The 25,598-nt window shown below is 44.1% G+C and carries 20 protein-coding genes and 1 tRNA gene; 8 read left to right on the forward strand and 13 right to left on the reverse strand.

The genetic code is table 11. The features are described from left to right. Positions 1 to 51: 51 nt before the first annotated feature. Positions 52 to 128, forward strand: a tRNA-Pro gene (locus APB76_RS16855). A gap of 393 nt (positions 129 to 521) precedes the next feature. Here APB76_RS16855 and APB76_RS16860 read toward each other — a convergent pair. Both APB76_RS16860 and APB76_RS16865 read right to left on the reverse strand, forming a co-directional pair. Further along, positions 522 to 950 carry a hypothetical protein gene (locus tag APB76_RS16860; RefSeq protein ID WP_049846583.1) on the reverse strand — a complete coding sequence of 143 codons (429 nt, stop codon included), beginning with the start codon at positions 948 to 950 and terminating at the stop codon, positions 522 to 524. 116 nt (positions 951 to 1,066) lie between these two features. Next, positions 1,067 to 1,930, reverse strand: a complete 864-nt coding sequence (locus APB76_RS16865) for a TraB/GumN family protein (RefSeq protein ID WP_054961261.1) — start codon at positions 1,928 to 1,930, stop codon at positions 1,067 to 1,069. A gap of 403 nt (positions 1,931 to 2,333) precedes the next feature. Here APB76_RS16865 and APB76_RS16870 point away from each other — a divergent pair, with 403 nt between their 5' ends. Then, positions 2,334 to 4,985, forward strand: a complete 2,652-nt coding sequence (locus APB76_RS16870) for a beta-N-acetylhexosaminidase (RefSeq protein WP_054961262.1) — start codon at positions 2,334 to 2,336, stop codon at positions 4,983 to 4,985. Positions 4,986 to 5,053: 68 nt separating this feature from the next. Here the strand turns inward: APB76_RS16870 and APB76_RS16875 are convergent, their stop codons facing one another. The 5 genes from APB76_RS16875 to nagA form a co-directional block, all read right to left on the reverse strand. Further along, a complete protein-coding gene (locus APB76_RS16875) occupies positions 5,054 to 6,445 on the reverse strand; it encodes a peptide MFS transporter (protein WP_049846586.1) in 1,392 nt (463 codons plus the stop codon). Between the two features lie 353 nt (positions 6,446 to 6,798). Next, positions 6,799 to 8,463, reverse strand: coding sequence for an asparagine synthase B (gene asnB, locus APB76_RS16880; protein WP_049846587.1), 1,665 nt, complete (start codon positions 8,461 to 8,463; stop codon positions 6,799 to 6,801). Positions 8,464 to 8,677: 214 nt separating this feature from the next. Next, on the reverse strand, positions 8,678 to 10,261 hold the full coding sequence (locus APB76_RS16885; protein WP_054961263.1) for a cation:proton antiporter family protein: 1,584 nt from the start codon (positions 10,259 to 10,261) through the stop codon (positions 8,678 to 8,680). Positions 10,262 to 10,346: 85 nt separating this feature from the next. Further along, positions 10,347 to 11,561, reverse strand: a complete 1,215-nt coding sequence (nagC, locus tag APB76_RS16890; RefSeq protein WP_054961264.1) for a DNA-binding transcriptional regulator NagC — start codon at positions 11,559 to 11,561, stop codon at positions 10,347 to 10,349. A gap of 2 nt (positions 11,562 to 11,563) precedes the next feature. After that, entirely contained in the window at positions 11,564 to 12,700 is a 1,137-nt protein-coding gene (gene nagA, locus APB76_RS16895; protein WP_049846590.1) for an N-acetylglucosamine-6-phosphate deacetylase, read from the reverse strand. A 482-nt stretch (positions 12,701 to 13,182) separates the two neighbouring features. Here nagA and nagE point away from each other — a divergent pair, with 482 nt between their 5' ends. Both nagE and glnS read left to right on the forward strand, forming a co-directional pair. Further along, entirely contained in the window at positions 13,183 to 14,757 is a 1,575-nt protein-coding gene (nagE, locus tag APB76_RS16900; protein WP_054961265.1) for an N-acetylglucosamine-specific PTS transporter subunit IIBC, read from the forward strand. A 267-nt stretch (positions 14,758 to 15,024) separates the two neighbouring features. Beyond that, positions 15,025 to 16,695 carry a glutamine--tRNA ligase gene (glnS, locus tag APB76_RS16905; RefSeq protein WP_054961266.1) on the forward strand — a complete coding sequence of 557 codons (1,671 nt, stop codon included), beginning with the start codon at positions 15,025 to 15,027 and terminating at the stop codon, positions 16,693 to 16,695. A gap of 108 nt (positions 16,696 to 16,803) precedes the next feature. Here the strand turns inward: glnS and fcrX are convergent, their stop codons facing one another. Continuing rightward, entirely contained in the window at positions 16,804 to 17,250 is a 447-nt protein-coding gene (gene fcrX / locus APB76_RS16910) for a ferric iron uptake transcriptional regulator FcrX (protein ID WP_054961267.1), read from the reverse strand. A 201-nt stretch (positions 17,251 to 17,451) separates the two neighbouring features. Here fcrX and APB76_RS16915 point away from each other — a divergent pair, with 201 nt between their 5' ends. Next, on the forward strand, positions 17,452 to 17,955 hold the full coding sequence (locus APB76_RS16915) for a DUF4442 domain-containing protein (RefSeq protein WP_054961268.1): 504 nt from the start codon (positions 17,452 to 17,454) through the stop codon (positions 17,953 to 17,955). Between the two features lie 43 nt (positions 17,956 to 17,998). On the opposite strand, the gene fldA is transcribed toward APB76_RS16915, so the two are convergent. The 3 genes from fldA to APB76_RS16930 all read right to left on the reverse strand — a co-directional run bounded on the left by fldA (position 17,999) and on the right by APB76_RS16930 (position 19,656). Continuing rightward, positions 17,999 to 18,532, reverse strand: a complete 534-nt coding sequence (gene fldA, locus APB76_RS16920; RefSeq protein ID WP_049846594.1) for a flavodoxin FldA — start codon at positions 18,530 to 18,532, stop codon at positions 17,999 to 18,001. Positions 18,533 to 18,576: 44 nt separating this feature from the next. After that, positions 18,577 to 18,798, reverse strand: a complete 222-nt coding sequence (locus tag APB76_RS16925; protein WP_004744504.1) for a DUF2788 domain-containing protein — start codon at positions 18,796 to 18,798, stop codon at positions 18,577 to 18,579. A gap of 93 nt (positions 18,799 to 18,891) precedes the next feature. Further along, positions 18,892 to 19,656 (reverse strand): alpha/beta fold hydrolase, encoded by a 765-nt coding sequence (locus APB76_RS16930; RefSeq protein ID WP_054961269.1) that lies wholly within the window; start codon positions 19,654 to 19,656, stop codon positions 18,892 to 18,894. A 92-nt stretch (positions 19,657 to 19,748) separates the two neighbouring features. On the opposite strand from APB76_RS16930, the gene seqA reads away from it, so the two are divergent. Together seqA and pgm are read left to right on the forward strand one after the other, a co-directional pair. Then, entirely contained in the window at positions 19,749 to 20,288 is a 540-nt protein-coding gene (seqA, locus tag APB76_RS16935; protein WP_049846597.1) for a replication initiation negative regulator SeqA, read from the forward strand. A 90-nt stretch (positions 20,289 to 20,378) separates the two neighbouring features. Continuing rightward, complete coding sequence (pgm, locus tag APB76_RS16940; RefSeq protein ID WP_054961270.1) at positions 20,379 to 22,025, forward strand: phosphoglucomutase (alpha-D-glucose-1,6-bisphosphate-dependent); 1,647 nt, start codon at positions 20,379 to 20,381, stop codon at positions 22,023 to 22,025. 261 nt (positions 22,026 to 22,286) lie between these two features. Here the strand turns inward: pgm and APB76_RS16945 are convergent, their stop codons facing one another. After that, the gene (locus APB76_RS16945; RefSeq protein WP_054961271.1) at positions 22,287 to 23,036 is read right to left on the reverse strand and encodes a DUF1853 family protein; all 750 of its coding nucleotides are present in this window, start codon (positions 23,034 to 23,036) and stop codon (positions 22,287 to 22,289) included. 123 nt (positions 23,037 to 23,159) lie between these two features. Here APB76_RS16945 and APB76_RS16950 point away from each other — a divergent pair, with 123 nt between their 5' ends. After that, positions 23,160 to 23,918, forward strand: coding sequence for a Nif3-like dinuclear metal center hexameric protein (locus tag APB76_RS16950; protein WP_054961272.1), 759 nt, complete (start codon positions 23,160 to 23,162; stop codon positions 23,916 to 23,918). A gap of 81 nt (positions 23,919 to 23,999) precedes the next feature. On the opposite strand, the gene APB76_RS16955 is transcribed toward APB76_RS16950, so the two are convergent. Continuing rightward, positions 24,000 to 25,289 (reverse strand): citrate synthase, encoded by a 1,290-nt coding sequence (locus APB76_RS16955; protein ID WP_049846601.1) that lies wholly within the window; start codon positions 25,287 to 25,289, stop codon positions 24,000 to 24,002. Between the last annotated feature and the right edge of the window lie 309 nt (positions 25,290 to 25,598).

Genomic DNA, 25,598 nt, shown 5'->3' on the forward strand with positions numbered 1-25,598 from the left:
GCGAACCAGAGGTTGACCCTCTTAGTAACGCAAGTTTCCAAGTCAACATTTCGGTGAATAGCGCAGCTTGGTAGCGCATCTGGTTTGGGACCAGAGGGTCGGGGGTTCGAATCCCTCTTCACCGACCACCTTTAGAAAAAGGCTCTGCAGAAATGCAGAGCCTTTTTTGCATTCATGGTGTAGAGATTCGAACCGAGGTGGGTTCGCCTGATGTTCAAAGAATGGCTCTTCACTGACTACTTTTAGAAAGCCTGCTTTATAGCAGGCTTTCGTCGTTTTGGAACGGGCTACGTCCTATGGAACGCTACGCTTATGGAAAACAGGATCGAACTTCGCTCTGCGAGAGAAAGATTTGTCATTCCTTAGACCGAAGAATGAGGGAGTAAGGAATCTCCATAAGTCATAGACTAGATTGAAGATATCCCCAACTCGTTCCTCGTTCTTGAGGATAACAGCGTGATCAGGTAGAAACAAAAAGGGTGACGCAGTGCACCACCCCTACAAATTACGCTCGCTTTTCGCTATTCCACATCACAACTAATCTCTTTGATTGGCGTATCTGAAGTTGTAAAGCAGACGTAAGCCTCGGCGGGATTATTTGGGCCGATACGAATATAGCCCGCTTTCACTTGGTCTTGATTAAAAGTAATGGAGTAAGACCTGCTCGTCTGATTGTCAAAATACAGCGCTTCGAAGCTTCCTTGCATTTGGCTAGCGACGCGATCGCGGGTATGTGAAGTCGAAAAAGTGATGTTAGCGCAGCGCATTGGTGGTTTTTCTTTAATTAGGAATTGACCACTTTCTTCATCTAGGACTCCGCCCTTAGTTTCTGAAGCGACATCAATAGGCTGGTAGTGTTCTATAGTGCATTTGGCTTTGGCAAAGGTACTTGCAGAAAATAAACTTAAGGACACAAAGCAGTAGCTTAAAGCTTTTGATTTTTTTGACATTGATTTTTAGTTTACTTGGTTAGTTTTGACCTAAGCGTAACATCTCACCGTGTCTTAAGTATGTTAAAACACTGCAAAATTAATGTTGTGATTAGCCAGAATTTGAACAAGTAGACTTAGTATTTAAATTCACAGTTTGAGGCTATGCTCTCAGATAGCTGGGTCACTTTAAAGTCTTCATTTTCTAAAAGCTTCAGTACGCTTTGATCACCGAGTAAATGCAGGGTTCCTACAACAATGACATATTCTCCCTTCTGTTTAGGTAACCATTCGGGGTTTGAAAGTTTTGCCACCCAGTCTAGGTTCCGGTCGATAAGAAACGATTTTTCAAATTCTGGTGACGTTTGTGTCAATGAAGCGAATTCTTCGAGTTTACTAATATCTCCTGCTTTCCAACTTTCTATCAGGCAATGTGTTGCGTTTTCGGAATGATCAAACTCCTCAATCACACTGACTAATAGTTCTTTGCCTGCTTCTTTTTGGCCGGTTAGCAAGTCAATTTGGAACTGTAGTGATTCGAGGCTTAATACATTTTTGCCCAATGAGCTTGCTTTGTAAGCGAGCTTAACATCGACGCCATCGGCTGCTGAGTAGCCAAGATATTCGATTTGCCTCATCTGAATGGCGAGTGCAGCGGCCCACGGTGGAGTGTGCAAAAGCTCATTGCCATTTAATTCTAATAAGTTTGAGATACCGCGCAGTTCGTCTTGCAGGCCTTGTGAAAGTACATCTTTGGCTAGAAGTGTTGTTGGAGGGTACGTAATACCACTGTTCTGGCGGATGTCGGTTTCCACAATTAACCCTTGGCTTGCCTTGAGACGATTGAAGATGATTTCAGGTAGTGGGTACATACTTTTATCGCCTACATGGACAGAGCCGATGATTGTGTAACGCAGCCCACCTTTTTCTACGTTCCAGATGAGAGGTTCGGCTTGGACGCTCGTTGGCAACACTAACAACAAGAGAAGTAATTTACGCATTATTGATCCTTACCGATGCGGAAAAATTGTTGAAATCCGTTATTTCAACGGAGTTCAACGAGGGAAAAGTGTGTACAAAGTCATACTTTCTTATCTAAGTCATCTTTAGATATTACGATAACAAATGCCGTGTTGTGATCTTTCTTTACTTTTAATTGTGTTTTGAACTTAAAGGTGTGATTAGCTTCGCAGTAATCTCGTTAAATTAACTACGTCGAAATTGACGAGTTATATAAGTTACTGTTTTAAATCGCTTAAATTTAATTTGAAAATGTAAAGTTTGAATCAGATCACTTTCGTTGCTGATTAATTTTACGATGAAAAATAACTCACGATATGTTGTTTGCATCTTAGTTTTAGAGCCAACATTTTTCGGCTTAATTTACGTTTTGGGGTAAGTAAGATGTTTAAACAAAGTCTGATCGCGACATCGGTTGTCGCCACACTAGCTGGTTGTTCTTCGTTTCAATCTCATGAGCAAAGTGTTGTTAACTTACTCGCGAACAACCTCGATGTTCAATATCAAGTAATAACTAACCATGGTGCCAACGATGGTCTTGCGTGTCAGGATATGGGCGCTGAGTGGGCTTCTTGTAACAAGGTCAACATGACACTAGTTAACCAAGGTGAAGCGGTTGACTCAAAAGATTGGGCTATTTACTTCCACAGCATTCGCCTGATTTTGGATGTTGATAATGAACAGTTCAAAATCTCACGTGTAACGGGTGACCTACATAAACTACAACCAACCGATAAGTTTGATGGTTTCGCTGCAGGTGAAGAAGTATCGCTTCCTCTGGTAAGCGAATACTGGCAGCTATTTGAAACAGACTTCATGCCAGGTGCATTCGTTGCGGCGCCAAACGCAGAGCCTAAGATGATCGCCTCGCTAAACACGGAGGACGTGGCCTCTTTCGTGACTGGTCTTGAAGGTGACAATCTAAAACGTACACCGGATGACAACAACGTATTTGCGAGCGCAGTGTCTCGTTTCGAGAAGAACGAAGATTTAGCAAAACAAGACGTATCAACCACGTTGCTGCCAACGCCAATGTTTGTTGAAGCGGGCAAAGGTACAGTCGATATTTCTGGTGGTATTGCGCTGCCTAAAGATGCGTTCGATGCGACACAGTTTACGGCAATCCAAGCACGCGGCGAAGTGGTAGGTGTGGATGTTCGCGGTGGTGTTCCAGTTAGCATCACAGTTGTTCCTGCAGACTTCACTGGTGAATTGGCGAAATCTGGTGCTTATGAGATGAGCATCAAAGGCGACAGTATTGCGATTAAAGCGTTCGACCAAGCGGGTGCTTTCTATGCGGTACAATCTATCTTTGGTCTGGTAGATAGCCAAAATGCTGATTCTCTACCACTTCTGTCTATTAAAGATTCACCTCGTTTTGATTACCGTGGTGTGATGGTGGATGTGGCGCGTAATTTCCACTCTAAAGATGCAATTCTTGCAACGCTAGACCAAATGGCGGCGTACAAGATGAACAAACTACACCTTCACTTAACGGATGATGAAGGCTGGCGTTTAGAAATTCCGGGTCTGCCTGAGCTGACAGAAGTCGGTGCTAACCGTTGTTTCGATATGGAAGAGAAAAGCTGTTTACTGCCTCAGCTTGGTTCTGGTCCAACATCAGACAACTTTGGTTCTGGCTACTTCAGCAAAGCAGACTACGTGGAAATCTTAACCTACGCGAAAGCACGTAACATCGAAGTGATTCCAGAAATCGATATGCCAGCGCACGCTCGCGCAGCGGTAGTATCAATGGAAGCGCGTTACGACCGTCTAATGGAACAAGGCAAAGAAGCTGAGGCGAACGAATACCGTCTGATGGATCCACAAGATGAATCAAACGTAACCACGGTTCAGTTCTACAACAAGCAGAGCTTCATCAACCCTTGTATGGAATCGTCAACTCGCTTTGTTGATAAAGTGATTTCTGAAGTGGCAGCAATGCACATCGAGGCTGGCGCGCCGCTTACAACATGGCACTTTGGTGGCGACGAAGCGAAGAACATCAAGCTAGGCGCTGGTTTCCAAGACGTTAACGCACAAGGCAAAGTAAGCTGGAAAGGCACGATTGACCTGTCTAAGCAAGATAAGCCATTCGCGCAATCGCCTAAGTGTCAGACGCTAATTACAGATGGTACGGTAAGCGACTTCGGTCACCTGCCAAGCCACTTTGCTGAGCAGGTGTCTAAAATTGTGGCAAAGAAGGGCATTGCAAACTTCCAAGCTTGGCAAGATGGTCTGAAGTACAGTGATGGCGAGAAAGCGTTCGCAACAGAAAACACACGTGTTAACTTCTGGGATGTTCTTTACTGGGGTGGCGCATCATCTGTGTACGAGTGGTCTAAGAAAGGTTACGACGTGATCGTTTCTAACCCGGACTACGTTTACATGGACATGCCATACGAAGTTGATCCGAAAGAGCGCGGCTACTACTGGGCAACACGTGCAACGGATACTCGTAAGATGTTTGGCTTTGCACCAGAGAACATGCCTCAGAACGCAGAAACCTCTCTAGACCGCGATGGCAACAGCTTTACTGGTAAAGGTGAAATCGAAGCGAAACCTTTCTACGGTCTTTCAGCACAGCTTTGGTCTGAGACAGTACGTAACGATGAGCAATACGAATACATGGTATTCCCTCGCGTACTAGCAGCCGCTGAGCGTGCATGGCACCGTGCAGACTGGGAAAACGACTACAAAGTGGGCGTTGAATACTCGCAAAACTCTAACCTAGTAGATAAAGCAGCACTAAACCAAGACTACAACCGCTTTGCCAACGTACTTGGTCAACGTGAACTGGCTAAGTTAGAAAAAGCAGGCATCGACTACCGCCTACCAGTACCAGGTGCGAAAGTAGAAGATGGAACGTTGTCAATGAACGTTCAGTTCCCAGGTGTTGAGCTGCAATACTCTCTAGATGGTGAAAACTGGCTGACTTACACAGACAACGCTCGTCCAAATGTAACTGGTGAAGTCTTCATTCGCTCGGTGTCAGCGACGGGTGAGAGGATCAGTCGTGTAACTAGCGCGAAATAACATGATTGAATCACCATAAAATAAAAATGCCCAACCAATGATTTGGTCGGGCATTTTTATTCTTACTATTAAGCCACTTGAGCTTGTTGTTCTTCAACTTGTTCCGCATTGCTGATTGGTGATTCAGCACCGTGCATCCAACGAACCAGTGTGTTTGAGAACATTAATAGGATGACACCAGAAATCGTGGCGGCAATCGCGATACCACCAAAGATTGGTAGTGCGCCCAATTCACCTACGTGAGAGCCAATCAGGCCTGCTACATAGTTTGCAATTGCATTAAAGCCGAACCATGCCCCCATCATTAGAGAAGCAAGGCGAAGGGGGGCAAGTTTAGTCACAAGAGATAGACCGATTGGCGATAGGCACAGCTCACCCAGAGTATGGAAGAAGAACGCGCCGACAAGCCAAAGCATTGATGTTTTCACTGTCGTGTCACCGCCTTGTTCCATAACAGCACCCACCATACATAGGAAACCAAGTGCTAAGAAGAAAAGTGCGAGAGCGAACTTAATTGGTGAGTTTGGTTCTTTAGGACCGAGCTTCACCCAAAGCGCTGCAAGTAGAGGCGCTAGGGTAATAATGAAGAATGGGTTAAGTGATTGGAACCAAGCTGCAGGAACTTCAAAACCGCCGATCATACGATCAGTGTACTGCTGAGTGTAGATATTCATTAGGCCGCCAGCTTGCTCAAAGCCAGCCCAGAATACGATCACAAACAGACCCATTACCAGAATCACTTTAAGGCGATCTAGCTCTTGTTTAGTTAGCGGTTGCTTAGTGGCTGATTTCTTTTTCTCGAGATCACGTGCTGCCGCTGGAACGACACCGATATCACCAAGCCACGACTTCGCCAGTGTCATCTGCATCACTAGGCTGATGATCATACCTAGGCCAGCAACTAGGAAGCCAGCTTTCCAACCAAATGAGTTAGTAACAGAACCTGAAGCGACACCCGCGATCAACGCACCTAAGTTAATACCCATGTAGAAGATGGTAAAGGCACCGTCACGACGGTTGTCACCTTCTTCATACAGGTCACCAACCATAGTGGAAATATTTGGTTTAAAGAGACCGTTACCAATGATAAGCAAAGCAAGGCCAAGATAGAAACTGTGGGTAACACTGAGGCCAATCATGTCTGCTGGAAGTGCTAGGGTAAATTGGCCAATGGCCATTAAAGCACCACCAATCAAAATAGAACGGCGTTGACCCAGGTAGTTGTCTGCAAGGTAGCCACCAATCATTGGTGTGATGTAAACAAGTCCAGTATAGATGCCATACAGATCAAGAGCATCTTTAGTCGACCAGCCTAAACCACCATTGAGGGTTGTATCTGTCAGATAAAGGACAAGAATGGCACGCATTGCGTAGTAGGAAAAACGCTCCCACAGCTCAGTACCAAACAAAAGGAATAGACCACGAGGGTGGCCAAGAATTTGTCGATGTTGGTTTGTCATAAATTTTACTAATGTTACTTATTAAAGATTTTTATTTGTAGTTACGTATACTCCTTAGTTGATCTATCTGCAATGACTAGAACCATAGGCTATATTTATGGTTTTTACTTAAGGTCTTGAAATAAAATAAATATTTCTTTTGATTGATTAAAGAGTGACGTGCTACAAACTTAGTTTTCAAAATCGAGATTGTTGTTTTTACATTATGCTGTCATTTCAGAAAGCAAAAGTAAGTAGGTAGATTTGATAAGGGTTGGCTGGTAAGTGAACAAACAGGTTGTTTTTCAGCAATTGAAGGATATGGTAGTGAAATAAAAAAGAGGCTCGATGAGCCTCTTTTAAGTTTGGTTTGATTAGTACGAGTCGTTGTGAACGCTTTGAACTGCTCGACCTGATGGGTCGGCCATGTTCTTGAATGATTCATCCCATTCAATTGCTTTGGCTGAAGAACATGCTACAGATGGACCTCCAGGGACACATTCTGCTGCCGATGGAAGTGGGAACAGCTCCTCAAAGATTTCTCGGTATACATAACCTTCTTTGGTTGAAGGTGTATTGTATGGGAAGCGGAAGGCTGCTGTTTCCATCTGTTGGTCAGTGACCTTAGCTTCAGCAACTTCTTTAAGTGTGTCAATCCAGCTGTAGCCAACGCCGTCAGAGAACTGCTCTTTTTGACGCCATGCGATTGCTTCTGGCAGGTAGTGTTCGAAACACTCACGTAGAATATGTTTCTCCATCTTACCATTGCCACACATCTTATCTTCAGGGTTTAGGCGCATTGCAACGTCGATAAACTCTTTATCAAGAAACGGTACACGGCCTTCAACACCCCATGCCGCGAGCGATTTGTTAGCACGAGCACAGTCAAACATGTTCAGAGCAAGTAGTTTACGTACCGTTTCTTCGTGGAACTCTTTTGCGTTTGGTGCTTTGTGGAAGTAAAGGTATCCACCGAAGATTTCATCTGCACCTTCGCCAGAGAGTACCATCTTGATGCCCATCGCCTTTATTTTTCGGCCCATTAGAAACATTGGTGTAGAAGCGCGAATAGTGGTTACGTCATAGGTCTCAATATGGTAAATCACGTCGCGAATCGCATCTAAACCTTCTTGGATGGTGTAAGTCATCTCGTGGTGAACAGTACCAATTTGGTCAGCAACTTCTCGCGCTGCTTTTAAGTCTGGTGCTCCTTCTAAACCAACTGCGAATGAGTGTAACTGTGGCCACCAAGCTTCAGACTTTTCATCGTCTTCGATGCGCATTGCAGCAAAACGTTTCGCGACCGCAGACGTGATAGAAGAATCTAAACCACCAGACAGAAGCACGCCGTAAGGTACGTCTGTCATTAGTTGGCGCTTAACTGCGGCTTCTAGTGCTTCTGTTAGTTCTTCTTTACTGGTGGAGTTACCTTGTACCGCAGCGTACTCGTTCCAGTCGCGAATGTAGTAACGTTGTGCTTCGGTATCGGTGGAGCTAAAGTAGCTACCTGGTGCAAACTCACTCACTGTTTTACATACTGGAACGAGTGCTTTCATCTCAGATGCAACATAGTAGTTACCATGTTCATCATGTCCTTGATACAGTGGGATGATACCGATGTGGTCACGGCCAATTAGGTATGTGTCTTTCTCTTCATCGTATAGAACAAATGCAAAGATACCGTTCAATTCTTCAAGAAGATCGGGCCCCATATCTTGGTATAAAGCTAGAATCACTTCACAATCAGAATCTGTTTGAAAGTCGTACTTGCCTTCGTAACGAGCGCGAATCTCTTTATGGTTATAGATCTCACCATTTACTGCAAGAATGTGTTTTTTATCAGGGCTGTATAGAGGTTGTGCACCACTATTAAGGCCAACAATCGCCAAACGCTCGTGAGCAAGAATTGCTTTCTCTGAAGAATAAATACCAGACCAATCTGGACCACGGTGGCGAAGTTTCTTAGACATTTCTAACGCGACAGGGCGTAGCGCTTCTGCATCACTCTTGATGTCTAGAATACCGAAAATCGAACACATACAACTTCCCTTTAAAATAAAATTAACTCGTTAAGTTCAATTTGCCATTCTGATTAAAAAAATCAACAGTGTTTGATTAAAAAGTTTAATAAACTCGCCTGTATTTAAATTCTATCTAAATAAAGTGCAATTATAGTGAATGAGGTTTAAGTGTTGTCGCGTTTTTGTGCGGTGGGGATAAAAAAGGCAGCAAATTGCTGCCTTGAAACTGGGATTATTTGATAAAGGTGGGTTTGAGTTGTTCGCAAACATGCCTTGCAAAACCACTGCCTGCCTCACTATAAATGTTGAACGCGGCATCAACTCCACCTTCGACTAAGGCGTCAAGTTGGTCGGGGTACTCGGCAATCGCAGCAATCTGACCTTGGAAGTTTTTACGCTGTAGTTGCTCTAAGGCAATTTGGTTACCTTGGTGGTGTGGCATCGCAAGCAGTACAAGTTTTACATTAGCGACGTCAAGAATACGCTCCCAAAAGTCAGGGTCGGTAGCATCACCTGTGATTACGTTTCTGCCATGTGTTTTGTGCTGATGTGCTGCATCTTCACGGACTTCAATACCTAAGCTGATTTTACCATAGCGATGCCTAAGCTCGTCGTAAGCACCAGTGCCAATGCGACCCATGCCAAGAATCAGGACTTGAGCATGCCCTGCGCTTATCAATTGATCACGAGTATTGAGGTTTTCTGCCGCGTGATCACGTAGCCAACGGCCAGAGCGCTGATAAAGTGCGTGACCATGACGACTAAGTGGGGCTGCTAAGACAAATGAGATTGAAACTGCAATGGCAAGGGCCACGAGTATGTCGCCGCTCATCCAGCCCATTTTAAATGCTAGTCCGCCGACTATTAGACCAAACTCACTGAAGTTAAATAGACTTAAAGATGCCAGAAGAGATGTACGCACACGGAATTTAAATGCATTAAGCACTAGGAAGTAGAGTATCCCTTTAAGTGGTAGTAGCAACATGAACAAAATGGCAAGAGCAAAACCTGACAAGGTGGGTTCTGCGGATAGACCAATGTTTAAGAAGAAACAGACCAGGAACAGTTCTTTAAGGTTGAATAGAGATTTGGATAATTCAGATGCTTTTTTATGTCCGGCGAGCATCATTCCAAGGATCAGAGCCCCAAGGTCTGGTTTCATACCAGCCAATTCAAATAGGCCAGCACCAGCGACTAAGGCGAAGAATATCCCTAGTAGGACCAGCATCTCACCGTGGCCTACCCAATCAAGCATTTTGAAGAATATAGGTCTGAGTAAAGGTAGTGCGAATAAAGCGATAGCATACCACTCAGGAAGTTTACCTGTAGATGCGGTGAGAAATACAACCGCGAAGATGTCCTGCATGACCAGAATACCGATGGCGATGGTACCGTAAGTGGCGTTCATTTCCCCTTTTTCTTGCAGTGACTTAACCGCAAAGACGGTACTGGAGAATGATAGCGCAAAGCCAAGCAGCACAACTTGTTCGATAGACATTGCTGCTAATGAGCTAACACCTAGGAACTTAAAACAGAATAGTGCAACACTAAAGAGTGCCGTAGACAATAGATTGTGTATGGTTGCGCCTGCCCAGATCTCTTTAGAGAGTAGGGTTTTGATATCGAGCTTGAGACCAATAGTAAACAGCAGCAGAGTAACACCGAGGTCTGCGAGCGTAATTATGGTGTCGTTAGATTGAAAACCAAAAGCATGTAGGCCAAAACCCGCTAGCAAAAAACCGACTAAAGGGGGGAGGTTGCATTTCAGTGCAATAAATCCGGCAATGAATGCCGCTGAAATCAAAATCAATTCCATATTCGTATTGTTTCGTCCTAAAAAAACGGGCTACATATCGTAGCCCGTTATTCTAACTCAATTAGTTGCTTACAGGGGGAGAAGATTAATCTTCTAACAATTTTTGTAGCAGAACTCCGTTCAACATTGCACGCTTAATCATAGCAAACGCGCCTAATGTAGGTTGCTTATCAATTTGTGAGGCAACAATTGGTAAGTCTGTATGAAAAGTTGTTAGTGATTGGTTCTCAACGTTACGACGAATAGCCGGAAAAAGAACTTCTTCGCATTGGGTAATATCACCAGCGATGACGATTTTTTGCGGGTTAAATAAGTTGATAGTAATTGCAATGGCTTTACCCAATTGGTTACCAACGCGCACCAAACTTTGTTTTGATAGTTCATCGCCAAGATTTGCGTGTTCGCATATGTCCGTAATATTGATCGTTTCAAGTTCAGTTAAGCTCGACTCATAGCCTTGGTTGATCAATTTATTCACCCGTTCAACGATTGCGGGGTTAGCAGCCACGGTTTCTAGACAGCCAAAGTTGCCACACTGACATTGTTCGCCAAGTGGATCTATTTGAATATGCCCAATTTCGCCCACATTGCGGTTATGACCAAGAAACACTTGCCCATTGACAATGATACCAGCGCCTGTTCCTCGGTGTACACTGACTAAGATCGAGTCTTGGCAATCCCGGCTGGCACCAAAGTAATGTTCGGCAAGTGCCATACCACGCACATCGTTACCAACAAAACATTGCACGTGGAAGGTGTTGTGAATCAGCTCTGACAGGGCAAGGTTATCAATCGAGATATTCGGCATGTACTCAACAACCCCTGTCTCAGGGTTGACTAGGCCGGGTAGCGCGACACCAATAGCAATGAGTTGATTGATATGGCTTTGGTTGATCTGAATAAAGCTTTTTAGCTGTGAAATAAGCCCTTCAACAAGTTCTTCTTGAGTGATATAGAAAAACTCGTTGTAATTAGAAGCAAGCTCTTTGCCACCTAAGTCGTATAGACTGAATTGAAGATAATCACGCCCTAGTCGAATTGCGACTGAATGAAATGGTTCAACCTCAGTTGTTAAGGATATCGCTCGGCGACCTCCGGTAGAAGCTTGTTGCGCGACCTCTTTTATCAGACCGCGTTCTAGAAGCTGGCGGGTAATTTTCGTAACACTGGCAGGTGCCAGTTGGCTAACATCGGCAACTTGAATCCTCGAAATAGGACCTTGTTGATCGATCAGCCTGTAAACAGCTGCACTATTTAGTTGTTTTACTAAATCTACGTTACCTATTTGTCCGCCATTCATTCTTAATTTTGCTCGTATTGTCCGTTAACAATTGTCGCCTGAACATTGAAGTCACGATCAAATACAGTAAGGTTAGCCACCATGCCTTTTTTAACTCGACCTAGTTTTTCTTCTAACCCTATTGCTTTAGCAGGATACATAGTAGCCATGCGGAGTGCTTCGTCCAGTGCGATACCGACGTGCTCAACAGTGTTTTGAACTGCTTCAATCATTGTAAGTGCTGAGCCGCCAAGTGTGCCATTTTCATCAACACACTTACCATCTCGGTAATATACTTTCTTACCAACAAAAATAAAGTAATCCATGTCAGCGCCTGCAGGAGCTGTGGCATCGGTCACTAATACTAATTTTTCGCCCTTAATTTTGTGAGCGATACGAATGTTTGCATAGTCGACATGGAAGCCATCGGCGATGATGCCAGCGTAAACATCCGGGGTATCGTAGATAGCACCCACAACACCGGGTTCGCGACCAACCATCGGAGTCATGGCATTAAATAGGTGCGTAGCGAATGAAATACCTGCTTCAAAGCCTTTGCGTGCCTCTGCATAAGTTGCGTTTGTGTGGCCGATTGAAACTACAATACCAGCCGTTTTTAGGCGCTCGATGTGAGCAGGATCGTTATGCTCTGGAGCAAGGGTCACTTTAGCAATAACGTCTGCGTTTTCGCACATGAAATCGACCATGCTGTCTTCTGATGGTCGGATGTGGTCAACACTGTGAATGCCTTTCTTCATCACATTTAGGTATGGACCTTCTAGGTGAAGCCCTAACGATTGGTTTTGATATTGAGCATGGTAGTCCCGTGCAGCCGCGACCGCTTGGCGCATGTCTTCATCAGAAGAGGTAATCAGAGTCGGTAAGAAGCTTGTACAGCCAGACTGTAGATTCGCTTGATGCATGATCTGCATGGTCTCAGCCGTAATCTCGTCATTTAACATGACGCCACCGCAACCATTTAATTGAAGGTCAATAAAGCCAGGGCTAACGTTGGCGCCGTTTAGATCACGCGTTTCTATACCAGAAGGTAGTTCAGAAATTGGGCATACAGAATCAATCAGATTGTTGTTAATGATGACAGCATGATCAACGAGGACGTCGCTGCCGGTAAAAATTTTACAGTTAGTTAGCGCATACATGGTTAGCTAATCCTTATAAGTTTAGATTCTAAATACCTTCGGTCATCTATTGAAGCCAGCGATTCACTACATAGTTGTACTTTATTTGTGAGCTTCAATTAGATCGCAAAATATCTTTAGCAAACGAAAAATGAGTTATCAATATTCTGTAAGCACCTTGCCTGGTGCTAGTGTGGCGAGTGATTTACTTCGCATTGATATAGGTTGCGAATACTATACCAGATGATCACTGCGGCCTTATTTGTACTGTAAGAGTACCGCGAAAATTACTCAATGGATGCTATTTTTTTGTATTGTAAAATAAGTTTTATGATCTCGCTAGCAAAAACCTTCCGGAACACCTGTTTCTGGTGATTATGATCACAAATGATAAGGTTTTAATTTGCGGAGCAAAATTAATGTCATAAACTGAGCAGGACTAAATTGAGCGGCTAAAAAAAGTGGCTCAGCCAAAATACAAAATCCTATAGGGGGAACTTAAGGTGAATATTCTTGGATATGCGCAAAAGTTAGGTAAAGCTCTTATGCTTCCTATCGCAACGCTTCCAGTTGCGGCGCTCTTACTACGTTTAGGTCAAGGTGACCTATTAGATATTCCATTTATGGCGCAAGCTGGTGGTGCTATCTTTGGTCAACTTCCACTATTATTCGGCCTAGGTATCGCGATTGGTCTTTCGAAAGACGGTCAAGGTGCTGCGGGTCTAGCGGGCGCGGTTGCGTACTTCGTTCTAACTGCGACAGCAACAACAATTAATGCAGACATAAACATGTCATTCTTCGGTGGTATCATCGCTGGTATTATCGCTGGTCACTCATACAATGCTTTCCATGCGACGCGTCTTCCTGAATGGTTGGCATTTTTCTCTGGTAAACGTCTAGTGCCTATTATGGCTGGTCTATTCGCGCTAGTCGCAGGTGCAATCTCTGGCGTTGTATGGCCAACTATCCAAGGTGGTCTAGACGCACTAGCACACGCAGTTTCGACTTCTGGTGCAATTGGTCAGTTCGTTTACGGTACTCTTAACCGCGCGCTTATCCCAGTAGGTCTTCACCACGTTCTTAACTCTTACTTCTGGTTCGGTATGGGTACGTGTCAAGAAGTACTAGTGACTGGTGCTCAAGCAGCGGGTGAAGCACTTCCTGCTCTACAACAACTTTGTGTAGACCCAGCTCTAGCGAAAACTCTTGTTGCTGGTCAAACTCACACGTTTGAATTCGCAAACTCTGTAACCCCAGAGATCACTGCAACAGTAAAAGAAGTAACTGAAACAGTTAAATCTGGTGACCTACACCGTTACTTCGGCGGCGATAAATCTGCTGGTGTATTCATGAACGGTTTCTTCCCAGTAATGATGTTCGGTCTACCTGGCGCAGCTCTAGCAATGTATCTAGCAGCGCCGGCTGAGAAACGTAGTCAAGTAGGCGGTGCACTATTCTCGGTAGCATTCTGTTCATTCCTAACAGGTATTACAGAGCCACTAGAGTTCATGTTTGTATTCCTAGCACCAGCGCTATACGCAATGCACGCTGTGTTTACAGGTCTAGCTCTAGTTGTTGCTAACATGTTTGGTACACTACATGGCTTCGGTTTCTCTGCCGGTCTTATCGACTTTATCTTGAACTGGGGTCTAGCAACTAAACCGTTCCTACTACTTCTAATCGGTCTGGGTTTCGGTGCTCTATACTTCTTCACATTTAGCTTCGCAATCCGTGCATTCAACCTGAAATCACCAGGTCGTGAAGATGATGACGAAGAAGCAGCCGTAGCCCCAGCAGGTGAAGCGAAAAGCGGCGACCTAGCGCGTCAATACCTAAAAGCTCTAGGTGGTCACGATAACTTAACTTCAATTGACGCTTGTATCACTCGTCTACGTCTTACTCTAAAAGACCGCTCTGTAGCAGACGAAGTAGTACTTAAGAAACTCGGCGCTAAAGGTGTTGTAAAACTAGGTGAGAACAACCTTCAAGTTATCCTTGGTCCACTAGCTGAAATCGTTGCTGGCGAAATGAAAGCAATCGGTGCCAACGAAGATCTGTCGGATGTAAAACTTCCTTAATGACGACTCGTTAATAAGTGAATAACGAAAACCTCCTTCGGGAGGTTTTCTTGTTTTTTGCGTACAGAAAACTCATTTGCTGAAAAGCTAACCACTGTTTTGGTTATCTGGCCAAGAAATCATTCATTATTTATTAAATTGCGCTCGGTTGTAGTTGTGTAATGGGTGAGAATTGTGGATCATTAGACGTTATATGCTTTGGGTGGATTACTGCCACTTAAAGAAAGAATTTCTCTGAACAATACTACAACAATTGAGGTGCTATAGATGAGTGAAGCTGAAGCTCGTCCATCGAATTTCATTCGCCAAATCATTGATAAAGATTTAGCGGATGGTAAACACACAAGCGTGCATACTCGTTTTCCGCCAGAGCCGAATGGTTATCTGCATATCGGTCACGCTAAGTCAATTTGCTTGAACTTCGGTATTGCTCAGGACTACCAGGGTAAATGTAATCTTCGTTTTGATGATACCAACCCAGAAAAAGAAGACGTTGAATACGTTGAGTCAATTAAGAATGATGTGAGCTGGTTAGGTTTCGAGTGGGAGGGTGATGTTTGTTACTCATCAAACTACTTCGACAAGCTATACGGCTATGCAGTGGAATTAATTAACAAAGGCTTAGCGTACGTTGAAGAGCTAAGTCCTGAGCAGATCCGTGAGTACCGTGGCACACTTACCGAGCCTGGTAAGCCAAGCCCGTACCGCGATCGCACACCTGAAGAAAACTTAGCGCTATTTGAGAAGATGCGTGACGGCGGTTTCGAAGAAGGTAAAGCGTGTCTACGTGCAAAGATTGATCTAGCATCTTCTTTCATTGTGCTGCGCGATCCTGTTCTTTACCGTGTGCGCTTTGCTGAGCACCACCAAACGGGTGACAAGTGGTGCATCTACCCAATGTACGACCTTACGCACTGTATCTCTGATGCGCTAGAAGGTATTACGCATTCTATCTGTACTCTAGAGTTCATGGATAACCGTCGTCTGTACGACTGGGTTCTAGACAACATCACGATTGATTGTCAGCCGCGTCAGTACGAGTTTAGTCGCCTGAACCTAGAGTACACGGTGATGTCGAAGCGTAAGCTAAACCAACTAGTCACTGAGAACCTAGTGAATGGTTGGGACGATCCACGTATGCCGACTATTTCTGGTCTGCGTCGTCGTGGTTTCACGCCAGCTTCTATTCGTGAGTTCTGTAAACGTATTGGTGTCACTAAGCAAGACAACATGATTGAGATGAGTTCTCTAGAGTCTTGTATTCGTGATGACCTGAACGAAAACGCACCTCGCGCAATGGCGGTTCTTGATCCGGTTAAGATTGTCATTGAGAACTTTGAAGAAGGCAGCGTAGAGTCTTTGACAGTAGCAAATCATCCAAACAAACCTGATATGGGCGAGCGTGAAGTACCGTTCACCCGCGAAGTTTGGATTGAGCGCGAAGACTTCCGCGAAGAAGCTAACAAGAAGTACAAGCGACTGGTTCTGGGTAAAGAAGTGCGCCTACGCGGTGCTTACGTGATCAAAGCAGAGCGTATCGAAAAAGATGCAGAGGGTAACATTACCACTATCTTCTGTAGCTACGATGCAGACACATTAGGCAAGAACCCAGCTGATGGCCGTAAAGTGAAAGGTGTAATTCACTGGGTATCTGCTGATAAAGGTCTTCCAGCTGAGATTCGTCTTTACGATCGTCTGTTTACTATTGCAAATCCAGCAGCAGCGGATAACTTCGCAGAAACACTCAACCCAGAGTCACTAGTGAAACTGAACGGGTATGTTGAACCAAGCCTAGCTCAAGCACAAGCAGAGAAAGGCTTTCAGTTTGAGCGTATGGGTTATTTCTGTGCAGATACTAAAGATTCGAAATCAGAAGCGTTAGTGTTTAACCGCACTGTTGGTCTTCGTGATACTTGGGCTAAAATCGAAGCTAAGTAGAACAGTAATCTAATGTTAAAAAGCCGGTCTTAGCGACTGGCTTTTTTGTGTGGGCAATAAAAAACGCCAGCTTTGCTGACGTTTAAATACGATGTTGAGAGTTGGTGATTATTTAGACTTATGTGCGTCTGGGTTATTTTTACAGCTTCCATCTGCGCATTTACCGTAAAGGTATAAGCTGTGGTTGGTTAGTATCACATTGTATTGAGCGGCGATTTCTTTCTGGCGCTCTTCAATGATGTCATCAGAGAACTCGATCACTTCACCGCAATCTAAACATACCAGGTGATCGTGGTGATGCTGTGTTGACAGTTCAAATACAGACTTACCACCTTCAAAGTGGTGGCGAGTTACGATACCTGCATCATCAAATTGGTTCAATACTCGGTATACCGTCGCTAGACCAATCTCTTCTCCTAGATCAATCAGCTTCTTGTACAGTTCTTCAGCACTGATATGTTGGCATTCAGGCTGCTGTAGTACTTCTAAAATCTTTAGTCTTGGAAGGGTAACTTTAAGACCAGCATCCTTAAGCGCTTGGTTATTGTCTGACATATACTTTCCTGTTGATGATCTGCAGTTATTAACAGAATTCAATATTCCTATCATTATAGGGCAGTACTGTTAAACAATAAACCACGAAGTTCAAAGGGTTACTAGTATTTTTTTATAAACAGGTAAGAAGTCACTGATAAAACACATCAGACCAGTTACAATTGGTTAACAAATAGTGAGGTAATCAGTTAAGGACAAGAAATGAACAAATCATTGGCTAAAATATATAAACCAGGTGTGGTTAAATTTGCACTCAACTCATGGCCACCTTTTTGGGGAGCTGGGATAAAAATCCTGTCGATCAGCGATGACTTTCGCGAGGTCAAAATGAAGCTCAAGCTGCGTTGGTGGAACAAGAATGCCAATCGTACCCAATATGGTGGGAGTATATTCTCATTGACCGACCCAGTGTATTCTTTAATGTTAATGGGCATTTTAGGTGAGCGTTATTATGTGTGGGATAAGGAAGCGAGCATCAATTTTATCAAGCCAGGGCAAAGTGATTTGTTTGCTGAATTTTGTGTCACACAACATCAACTCGAAGATATCTTAAGACAGACTGCAGAAGGGGATAAGTCTTTTCCTGAATTCATCATTTACGTTAAAGATAATCATGGAAATATCGTTTCTGAAGTACAGCGCAAACTTTATGTGCGAAAAAAACCACAATTCAGAGAAGAAGATGGTGAAGAACAAGCGGCATAAAAAAACCTCCTTAGTGGAGGCTTTTTTACAGTAAGTGATGAGGCTAGTCTTCTAGTTCTGCTAGGCACATCTCTTCGTGAATTTGTTTACACCAACTGTTGACACGCTCTTCAGTAAGTTCTGGTTGGCGGTCTTCATCGATACATAGACCAACGAATTGGCTCTCATCGCCTTCAACTAGGCCTTTAGAAGCTTCAAACTCATAGCCTTCAGTTGAAGTGTAGCCAAGGATAGTACCACCTTTCGCTTCAACGATATCACGTACTGTACCCATAGCATCACAGAAGTACTCTGCGTAGTCTTCTTGGTCGCCACAGCCGAAGATTGCCACTAGCTTAGTCGAAAAATCGATTTGCTCTAGTTCTGGGAAAAAATCATCCCAGTCACATTGCGCTTCGCCATAGTACCAAGTTGGGATACCAAGAAGCAGAAGATCGAAGTTATCAATATCTTCTTTGCTGCTTTTAGCGATATCTTGAACGTGAACCAGTTGTTTACCTAGTTGCTTTTGAATCATCTTTGCAACAGCTTCAGTGTTACCTGTGTCGCTACCAAAGAAGATGCCTACACTTGCCATAGATTCGTTACCTTTACTAATTTCTGTTGTGGGCTCGGTTGATATCAGCCGATACCACCACCTTCCCAGCTAAGCTGAATAATGCCTTTGGCGATAAACCCAGCACAGCCAAGGAATAGGACTAACCATACAATGCGACGACCGAAAGGGGGAACATTACCCGCTTTTAAGACATCTTTTATCGCCATACCGATAAAGAAAAAGATAGACGCGAAAAGCAGATCGAGACCAATTGACTCGAGCATGTTCATGTAGTCGTAGAGCATGGAATCCCTTTATGCCAAATTACTTGCGCCGCACTATACCACTGTTACTGAATAAAGTTAACGGGCATAGTACAACTGATCTCTCATTCTGTTTTACGTAATGAACTTGCGAATAGCACGTATCACTTCAGCCGGCTTTTCAGCGTGCAACCAATGTCCGGTATTAGCGATAACATGGGCTTTAGCATTGCTGAACTGCTGTTTAACTTGCCCTTGGTGCTCTGCGGTTAAGTAATCCGAATCACCACCTTTGATAAACAGAGTAGGCGTAGAAATTGTCTCAATAGTTTGCCAACCAAGAATTTCCCAATAGTTGTCCCATAAGCTTTCAACATTAAACCGCCACGCCAAATGTTCCCCTGTGTTATACAAAGATTTACCAAGGAACTGCCTTACACCTTCTAATTCAATATGCTCTGCTAAAATACCAAGTGCTTGCTTTCGTTGTGTCGGTTTTTGTTTTAATACGGCTTTAAGACCGTTGAATACATTGTCGTGCCGGCTTTGGGTGTATTGAACCGGGGCCATATCTAAAACGAGCAACTTATCAACTTGATCTTGGGCGATTTCCGCTAATTTCATTGCTACCTTGCCACCCATAGAATGGCCAACAATGGTGTAGTTGCTGAGGTTTAAGTGCTGAAGTAGTGCGTAAACATCTTGTGCCATTAGTGGGTAGCTGTGCTGGTCACTTTGAAATGAGATTCCATGATTGCGCAGGTCAATACTCAACACTTGATGATCCTCTTTGAGGTCGCGTGCAAGCAAGCCTAGATTATCTAAGTTACCAAATAATCCATGGATCAATACAATGGTGTGACCCTCACCTTCGAGTTTATAGTTGAGCAGTTGTGACATTTTATTCTATTCGTGACAGGTAAACCGTAGAGTCTCTTTAAAGATCTCGCTATAATCCCCCAGAGTTTAAACATAGAGATTGTGAAAAGCGAATGAAAACAATTGAGGTTGATGAGGATCTATACCGTTACATCGCAAGTCAAACCCAGCATATTGGTGAGAGTGCTTCGGACATTTTACGTCGTCTTTTGATGACGCAAGCAGAAGAGTGTGCAACCAAACCGCAGGTAGTGGCGCAACCAAAGGGTGTAGTGGTTAGCAAAGATGCAATACAAGAACAAGCTGTAGACAGTGTTAAAGAGATGCGTTCATTACTTATCTCTGACGAATTTGCTGGTCTTAAAAAAGCAATTGACCGCTTTATGCTGGTTCTGTCTACACTGCATCGCATTAACCCGAATGATTTTTCAGAAGCAACTCAGGTTAAAGGTCGTAAGCGTGTTTACTTCGCTGATAATGAGCAGACGCTACTGGCGAATGGTAATACAACTAAGCCGAAGTCGATTCCTGGTTCACCATTTTGGGTTATTACCAATAACAACACTAGCCGCAAGAGGCAGATGGTTGACCAACTGATGGCGAGAATGAATTTTCCAGCAGACCTTATTGAGAAAGTGACTAACTCAATCTAGAGAATTCTGATAGAAACCTCATAATGCACAACTCAGTTAACGTATTATGAGGTTTTTTTATGTCTAAATATTTTTAAGAAAGGATGTCAAATGGCTATGCACCCACGAGCGGGACAAAAAGCTCAACAGCAAGACCTGCATAATATACCAGCCCTCGTCGCAAATTATTTTCTTCTTCAACCTGACTCTTCCAATCCTAACCATAAAGTAGAATTTGGTACTTCTGGTCACCGTGGCAGTTCAGACAAGTCTACGTTCAATGAACACCATATTTTAGCGATTACTCAAGCCGTTGCGGAAGTTCGTGCAGAAAAAGGCACAACAGGTCCACTGTTTGTTGGTAAAGATACTCATGCGTTATCTGAGCCAGCATTTTCAACAGTTGTAGAAGTGCTTGTCGCTAATGGTGTGCAAGTGATTGTTCAGACAGACAATGGTTATACGCCAACGCCGGGTGTTTCTCACGCTATTTTGACTTACAACTTGAAACATCAAGACAAAGCTGACGGCATTGTTATCACGCCTTCGCATAACCCACCGCAAGATGGCGGTATAAAATACAATCCAACTCATGGTGGCCCTGCTGAAGGTGAATTAACTCAAGCGATTCAAGATCGCGCTAACCTACTGATTGCAGAAGGTTTACAAGGTGTGAAACGCATGCCGCTAGGTGATGCGAAATCATCTGAGTTATTTGACGAGCGTGATTTGGTGAAGCCTTATATTGATGACTTAGTTAATGTTATCGACATGGAAGCGATCCAAAAAGCAGATCTTAAAATTGGAGTGGATCCGCTAGGCGGTAGCGGTATAGATTATTGGCGCCAAATCGGTGCTGCTTATAATCTAGATCTGACTTTGGTTAGTGAAGCAATTGACCCATCATTCCAGTTTATGTCGCTAGATAAAGATGGCGTCGTTCGTATGGACTGTTCATCCCCGTATGCAATGGCTGGGTTGCTAGCTCTTAAAGATGAGTATGATCTAGCATTTGGTAATGATCCAGATTATGACCGCCACGGTATCGTTACACCAAAAGGGCTAATGAACCCTAACCATTTCCTAGCAGTATGTATTGATTACCTGTACCGTCACCGCGAAGGTTGGGGCAAAGACGTTGCTGTTGGTAAGACACTGGTATCAAGTGCGCTGATTGACCGTGTAGTCGCTGACCTTGGTCGCGAACTTTGTGAAGTGCCAGTTGGCTTCAAATGGTTTGTTGATGGTCTTTATGAGGGTAAATTCGGCTTTGGTGGTGAAGAGTCTGCGGGCGCTTCATTCTTACGTAAAGACGGTACACCTTGGTCAACTGACAAAGATGGCATCATCTTATGTCTGCTAGCCGCTGAAATTACTGCTGTAACAGGTAAGAACCCACAAGAATACTACGAAGAGCTAGCGGCGAAACACGGTGCGTCTGAGTACAACCGTATTCAAGCGGTGGCAAATGGCCCGCAAAAAGCAGTGTTGTCTAAGCTTTCTGCTGAAATGGTAACGGCAGAGATGCTAGCAGGTGATGCAATTACTGCTCGCCTGACTCATGCTCCGGGTAATGGCGCTGCGATTGGTGGTCTAAAAGTCACTACTGAAAACGGCTGGTTTGCTGCTCGTCCGTCAGGTACAGAAGATATTTACAAGATCTACTGTGAAAGCTTTAAAGGTGAAGAGCACTTGAAGCAAATCGAAGCTGAAGCACAAGAGATCGTGAATCAGGTATTTTCAGACGCAGGTCTCTAATTTCGACGACTAAGTGTTGCATCAAGGGCTGACAAGTTGTCAGCCCTTTTTGTTGAGACTCGGGAACGGACTTCGTCCTATGGAGAGCGGGATCGGGCTTCACCCTGCGAGAGGAATATTTGTCATTCCTTAGACCGAAGAATGAGGGAGTAAGGAATCTCTTTGATATTGCGTCTGTTATAAGAGATCCCCAACTCGCTCGTGCCTCACTCTTGAGGATGACGATAAAAAGAGTTACAGACCCTTCTGATTAAATATTTATTAGTTCGGCCAACTATCCGGCACTACAAACCAGAATTGACCGCTTTTTGTCTGAGCATGGACAAACCTTCCATTAGGTTTATCGATAGGGTTGGTGAACTCTTCTAGTCCAACGGCCCAAAGTGGCTTTTCGAGTTCATACAGCGGTTCGCCAATCTGGTCCCACTGACTTTGATAACACCAATAACCAGCGATTTGGCTAGGGTTTATCGTGAGCCCTAGACACTCTTCCGGAATTGTCTCTGGTGAAAAAGGATTGATATAAAGACGCCCTTGGATTAACAGATGCTCAGTGAGATCAGAGTAGTGAGGGTATTGTTCAAGGAATTCCGGAGATGCACTCATTTTTAATTGATGAGAGAGCATTCTAGCGAGTTTCTTGTCTAGCTGATCGTGCGCATTCGGTCCGTACCAAACGCCTTTATGTAAAAGATAGAATTTAATCGCTACTTCCCAGTGTTCATTTTGCTGTGACGTAAGGTTATGTAGGATCAGATCAATCGCTCCTAAGGTTTGACCTGATGCCTTATTGATTTGAATCTCTTCTTCGAGCAGCGAATATTTTGAACTATTGCTGATGAGCTCAGTGCATAGGTGCTGGTAGATGAATCCTAATCGAGGGTTTCCCTGATAGTGATCTTGTTTTAGAGGAGTGATATTCAGCGCTTTGACATCGACAAACGGCGGCGTCAGATTAAATAGCGATGGAGTCTCATGGACCCAATGATAAAAACGTTGTAAAGCGTTCATCCTTAAACCTATATCTGCTTGAACGCCACTATTGTAGCTAGGTGCTGGTAAGGTTGCTATGGTTCGAATACACTTTGCACAGCAAGATAAAGCAGTAATGAAAGCAATGAGATGGAAGCTGTCATGAACAACATACGATTAGAAAAGATCCTTAACGAGAAACTCTCTCCACAACTCATTAAAGACTATGCACCTAACGGCTTGCAGGTTGAAGGTAAAGAGCTGATTAAAAAGGTCGTTACCGGTGTGACGGCTTCACAAGCCTTAATTGATAAAGCGGTGGAGCTCAACGCTGATGCACTTTTGGTTCATCACGGCTATTTTTGGAAAGGTGAACCTGAGCCAATCCGAGGAATGAAAGGCAAGCGCATCCGTACTCTGATCAAGAACGACGTAAACTTATTGGGGTACCACCTACCACTAGATATCCACCCTGAACTGGGTAATAACGCTGAACTGGCACGTTTGTTAGAAATAGACGTTGAAGGTGGTCTTGAAGGTCATCCGCAATCTGTCGCGATGTTTGGTCGACTAAAAACACCAATGACAGGTGTTGAGTTCGCCAGCAAGATTAATCAAGTACTCGCTCGCGAGCCACTGCACATTGCGCCAGATAATGCCGATAAGATGATTGAAACAGTCGGTTGGTGTACTGGTGGTGGTCAAGATTATATCGAGCTAGCGGCTCAAAATGGCCTCGATGCCTTTGTATCAGGCGAGATCTCAGAGCGAACGACTTACTCGGCACGCGAGCAAGATATCCATTATTTCGCTGCAGGTCACCATGCGACCGAGCGTTACGGAATTAAAGCTCTTGGTGAATGGTTAGCCAAGGAACATAGTTTGGCTGTCGAATTTATTGATATTGATAATCCGGTTTAGCCCGTACTTGAGGATTACAACTCATCTAATAAAAAAGGCTGACGTTTACACGTCAGCCTTTAACTTTTTGCTAGTCAGCTATTATTCACGCTCATGTAGAGGTGAGAATTCACGCTGTACTTCACCAGTGTATAGCTGACGAGGACGACCGATACGGTTTAGTGGGTCGCTGTGCATTTCGTTCCAGTGTGCAATCCAGCCGATCGTACGAGATAGAGCGAAGATCACTGTAAACATTGAAACTGGGATGCCGATTGCTTTAAGAATGATACCTGAGTAGAAGTCTACATTCGGGTATAGTTTCTTAGACACGAAGTATTCGTCAGAAAGCGCGATACGCTCAAGTTCCATAGCAACGTCTAGCAGTGGATCTTTGATTTTTAGCTCTTTAAGCACTTCGTGACAGGTTTCACGCATAACCGTAGCGCGAGGATCGTAGTTTTTGTATACGCGATGACCAAAGCCCATTAGGCGGAATGGATCATCTTTATCTTTTGCGCGTGCAACGTACTCAGGAATGTTGTCAACACTACCAATCTCTTCAAGCATTTTCAGACAGGCTTCATTTGCACCGCCATGAGCTGGGCCCCATAGAGATGCGATACCCGCTGCAATACATGCAAATGGGTTAGCACCAGAAGAACCCGCCAGACGAACAGTTGAAGTGGAAGCGTTCTGTTCGTGGTCTGCGTGTAGCGTAAAGATCTTATCCATAGCGCGAGCAACAACAGGGTTCACTTCGTACTCTTCACATGGGTTTGCGAACATCATGTGAAGGAAGTTCTCGGCGTAGCTCAGGTCATTCCGTGGGTAAATGAAAGGCTGACCAATAGAGTACTTGTAACACATCGCCGCAAGAGTTGGCATTTTCGACAGTAGTCGGTATGCCGTGATTTCACGGTGTGTGTCATTATGAATATCGAGTGAATCGTGGTAGAACGCAGCCAATGCGCCAACTACACCACACATAACAGCCATTGGGTGAGCATCACGACGGAAGCCGTGGAAGAAACTCGCAATCTGCTCATGGACCATAGTGTGACGAGTAACGGTTGTTTTAAACTGCTCGTATTGTTCACGTGTTGGGGCTTCACCGTAAAGAAGGATGTAACATACTTCTAAGTAATCAGCGTTGTTCGCCAACTGATCAATTGGGTAACCGCGGTGCAGCAGAATACCTTTGCCGCCGTCGATGTAGGTGATTTGAGATTCACAAGATGCAGTGGCAAGAAAACCTGGGTCAAAAGTAAAAAATCCTTTTGCGCCCAGTGTACGAACATCAATCACAGGAGTGCCTAGTGCACTTTCCATAATTGGCAGCTCGATAGGTGCTTGGCCTTCGACATGAAGGGTAGCTTTCTTATCTGCCATAACAATCTCCTTTGTTTATTATTTAATCCGTCCAGGATGTTTGTGTGCCATTTTTGTACGTGTGATCGTTATCAAAGTCAATTTTTCTCATCTGATGTGTGCACTTGTTATGATTTTTTGAACGTATAAGATGAAAAATCTGGTCTGTGTAGCAAAAATTGTTACATCAATTGTATTAGAATGTTGCCAGCCGTATAGTGGCGCAGTAAATTTTGGTGGAAACCTTATAAATTCAAGGCTTGAAAGAAATGTGAGGTGAAATTTCAATCCTTGTTGTTAACAAATATTTTACAAAATACTCCGGCAATT

Source organism: Vibrio bivalvicida, assembly GCF_001399455.2.
GTDB classification, from domain to species: Bacteria; Pseudomonadota; Gammaproteobacteria; order Enterobacterales; family Vibrionaceae; genus Vibrio; species Vibrio bivalvicida.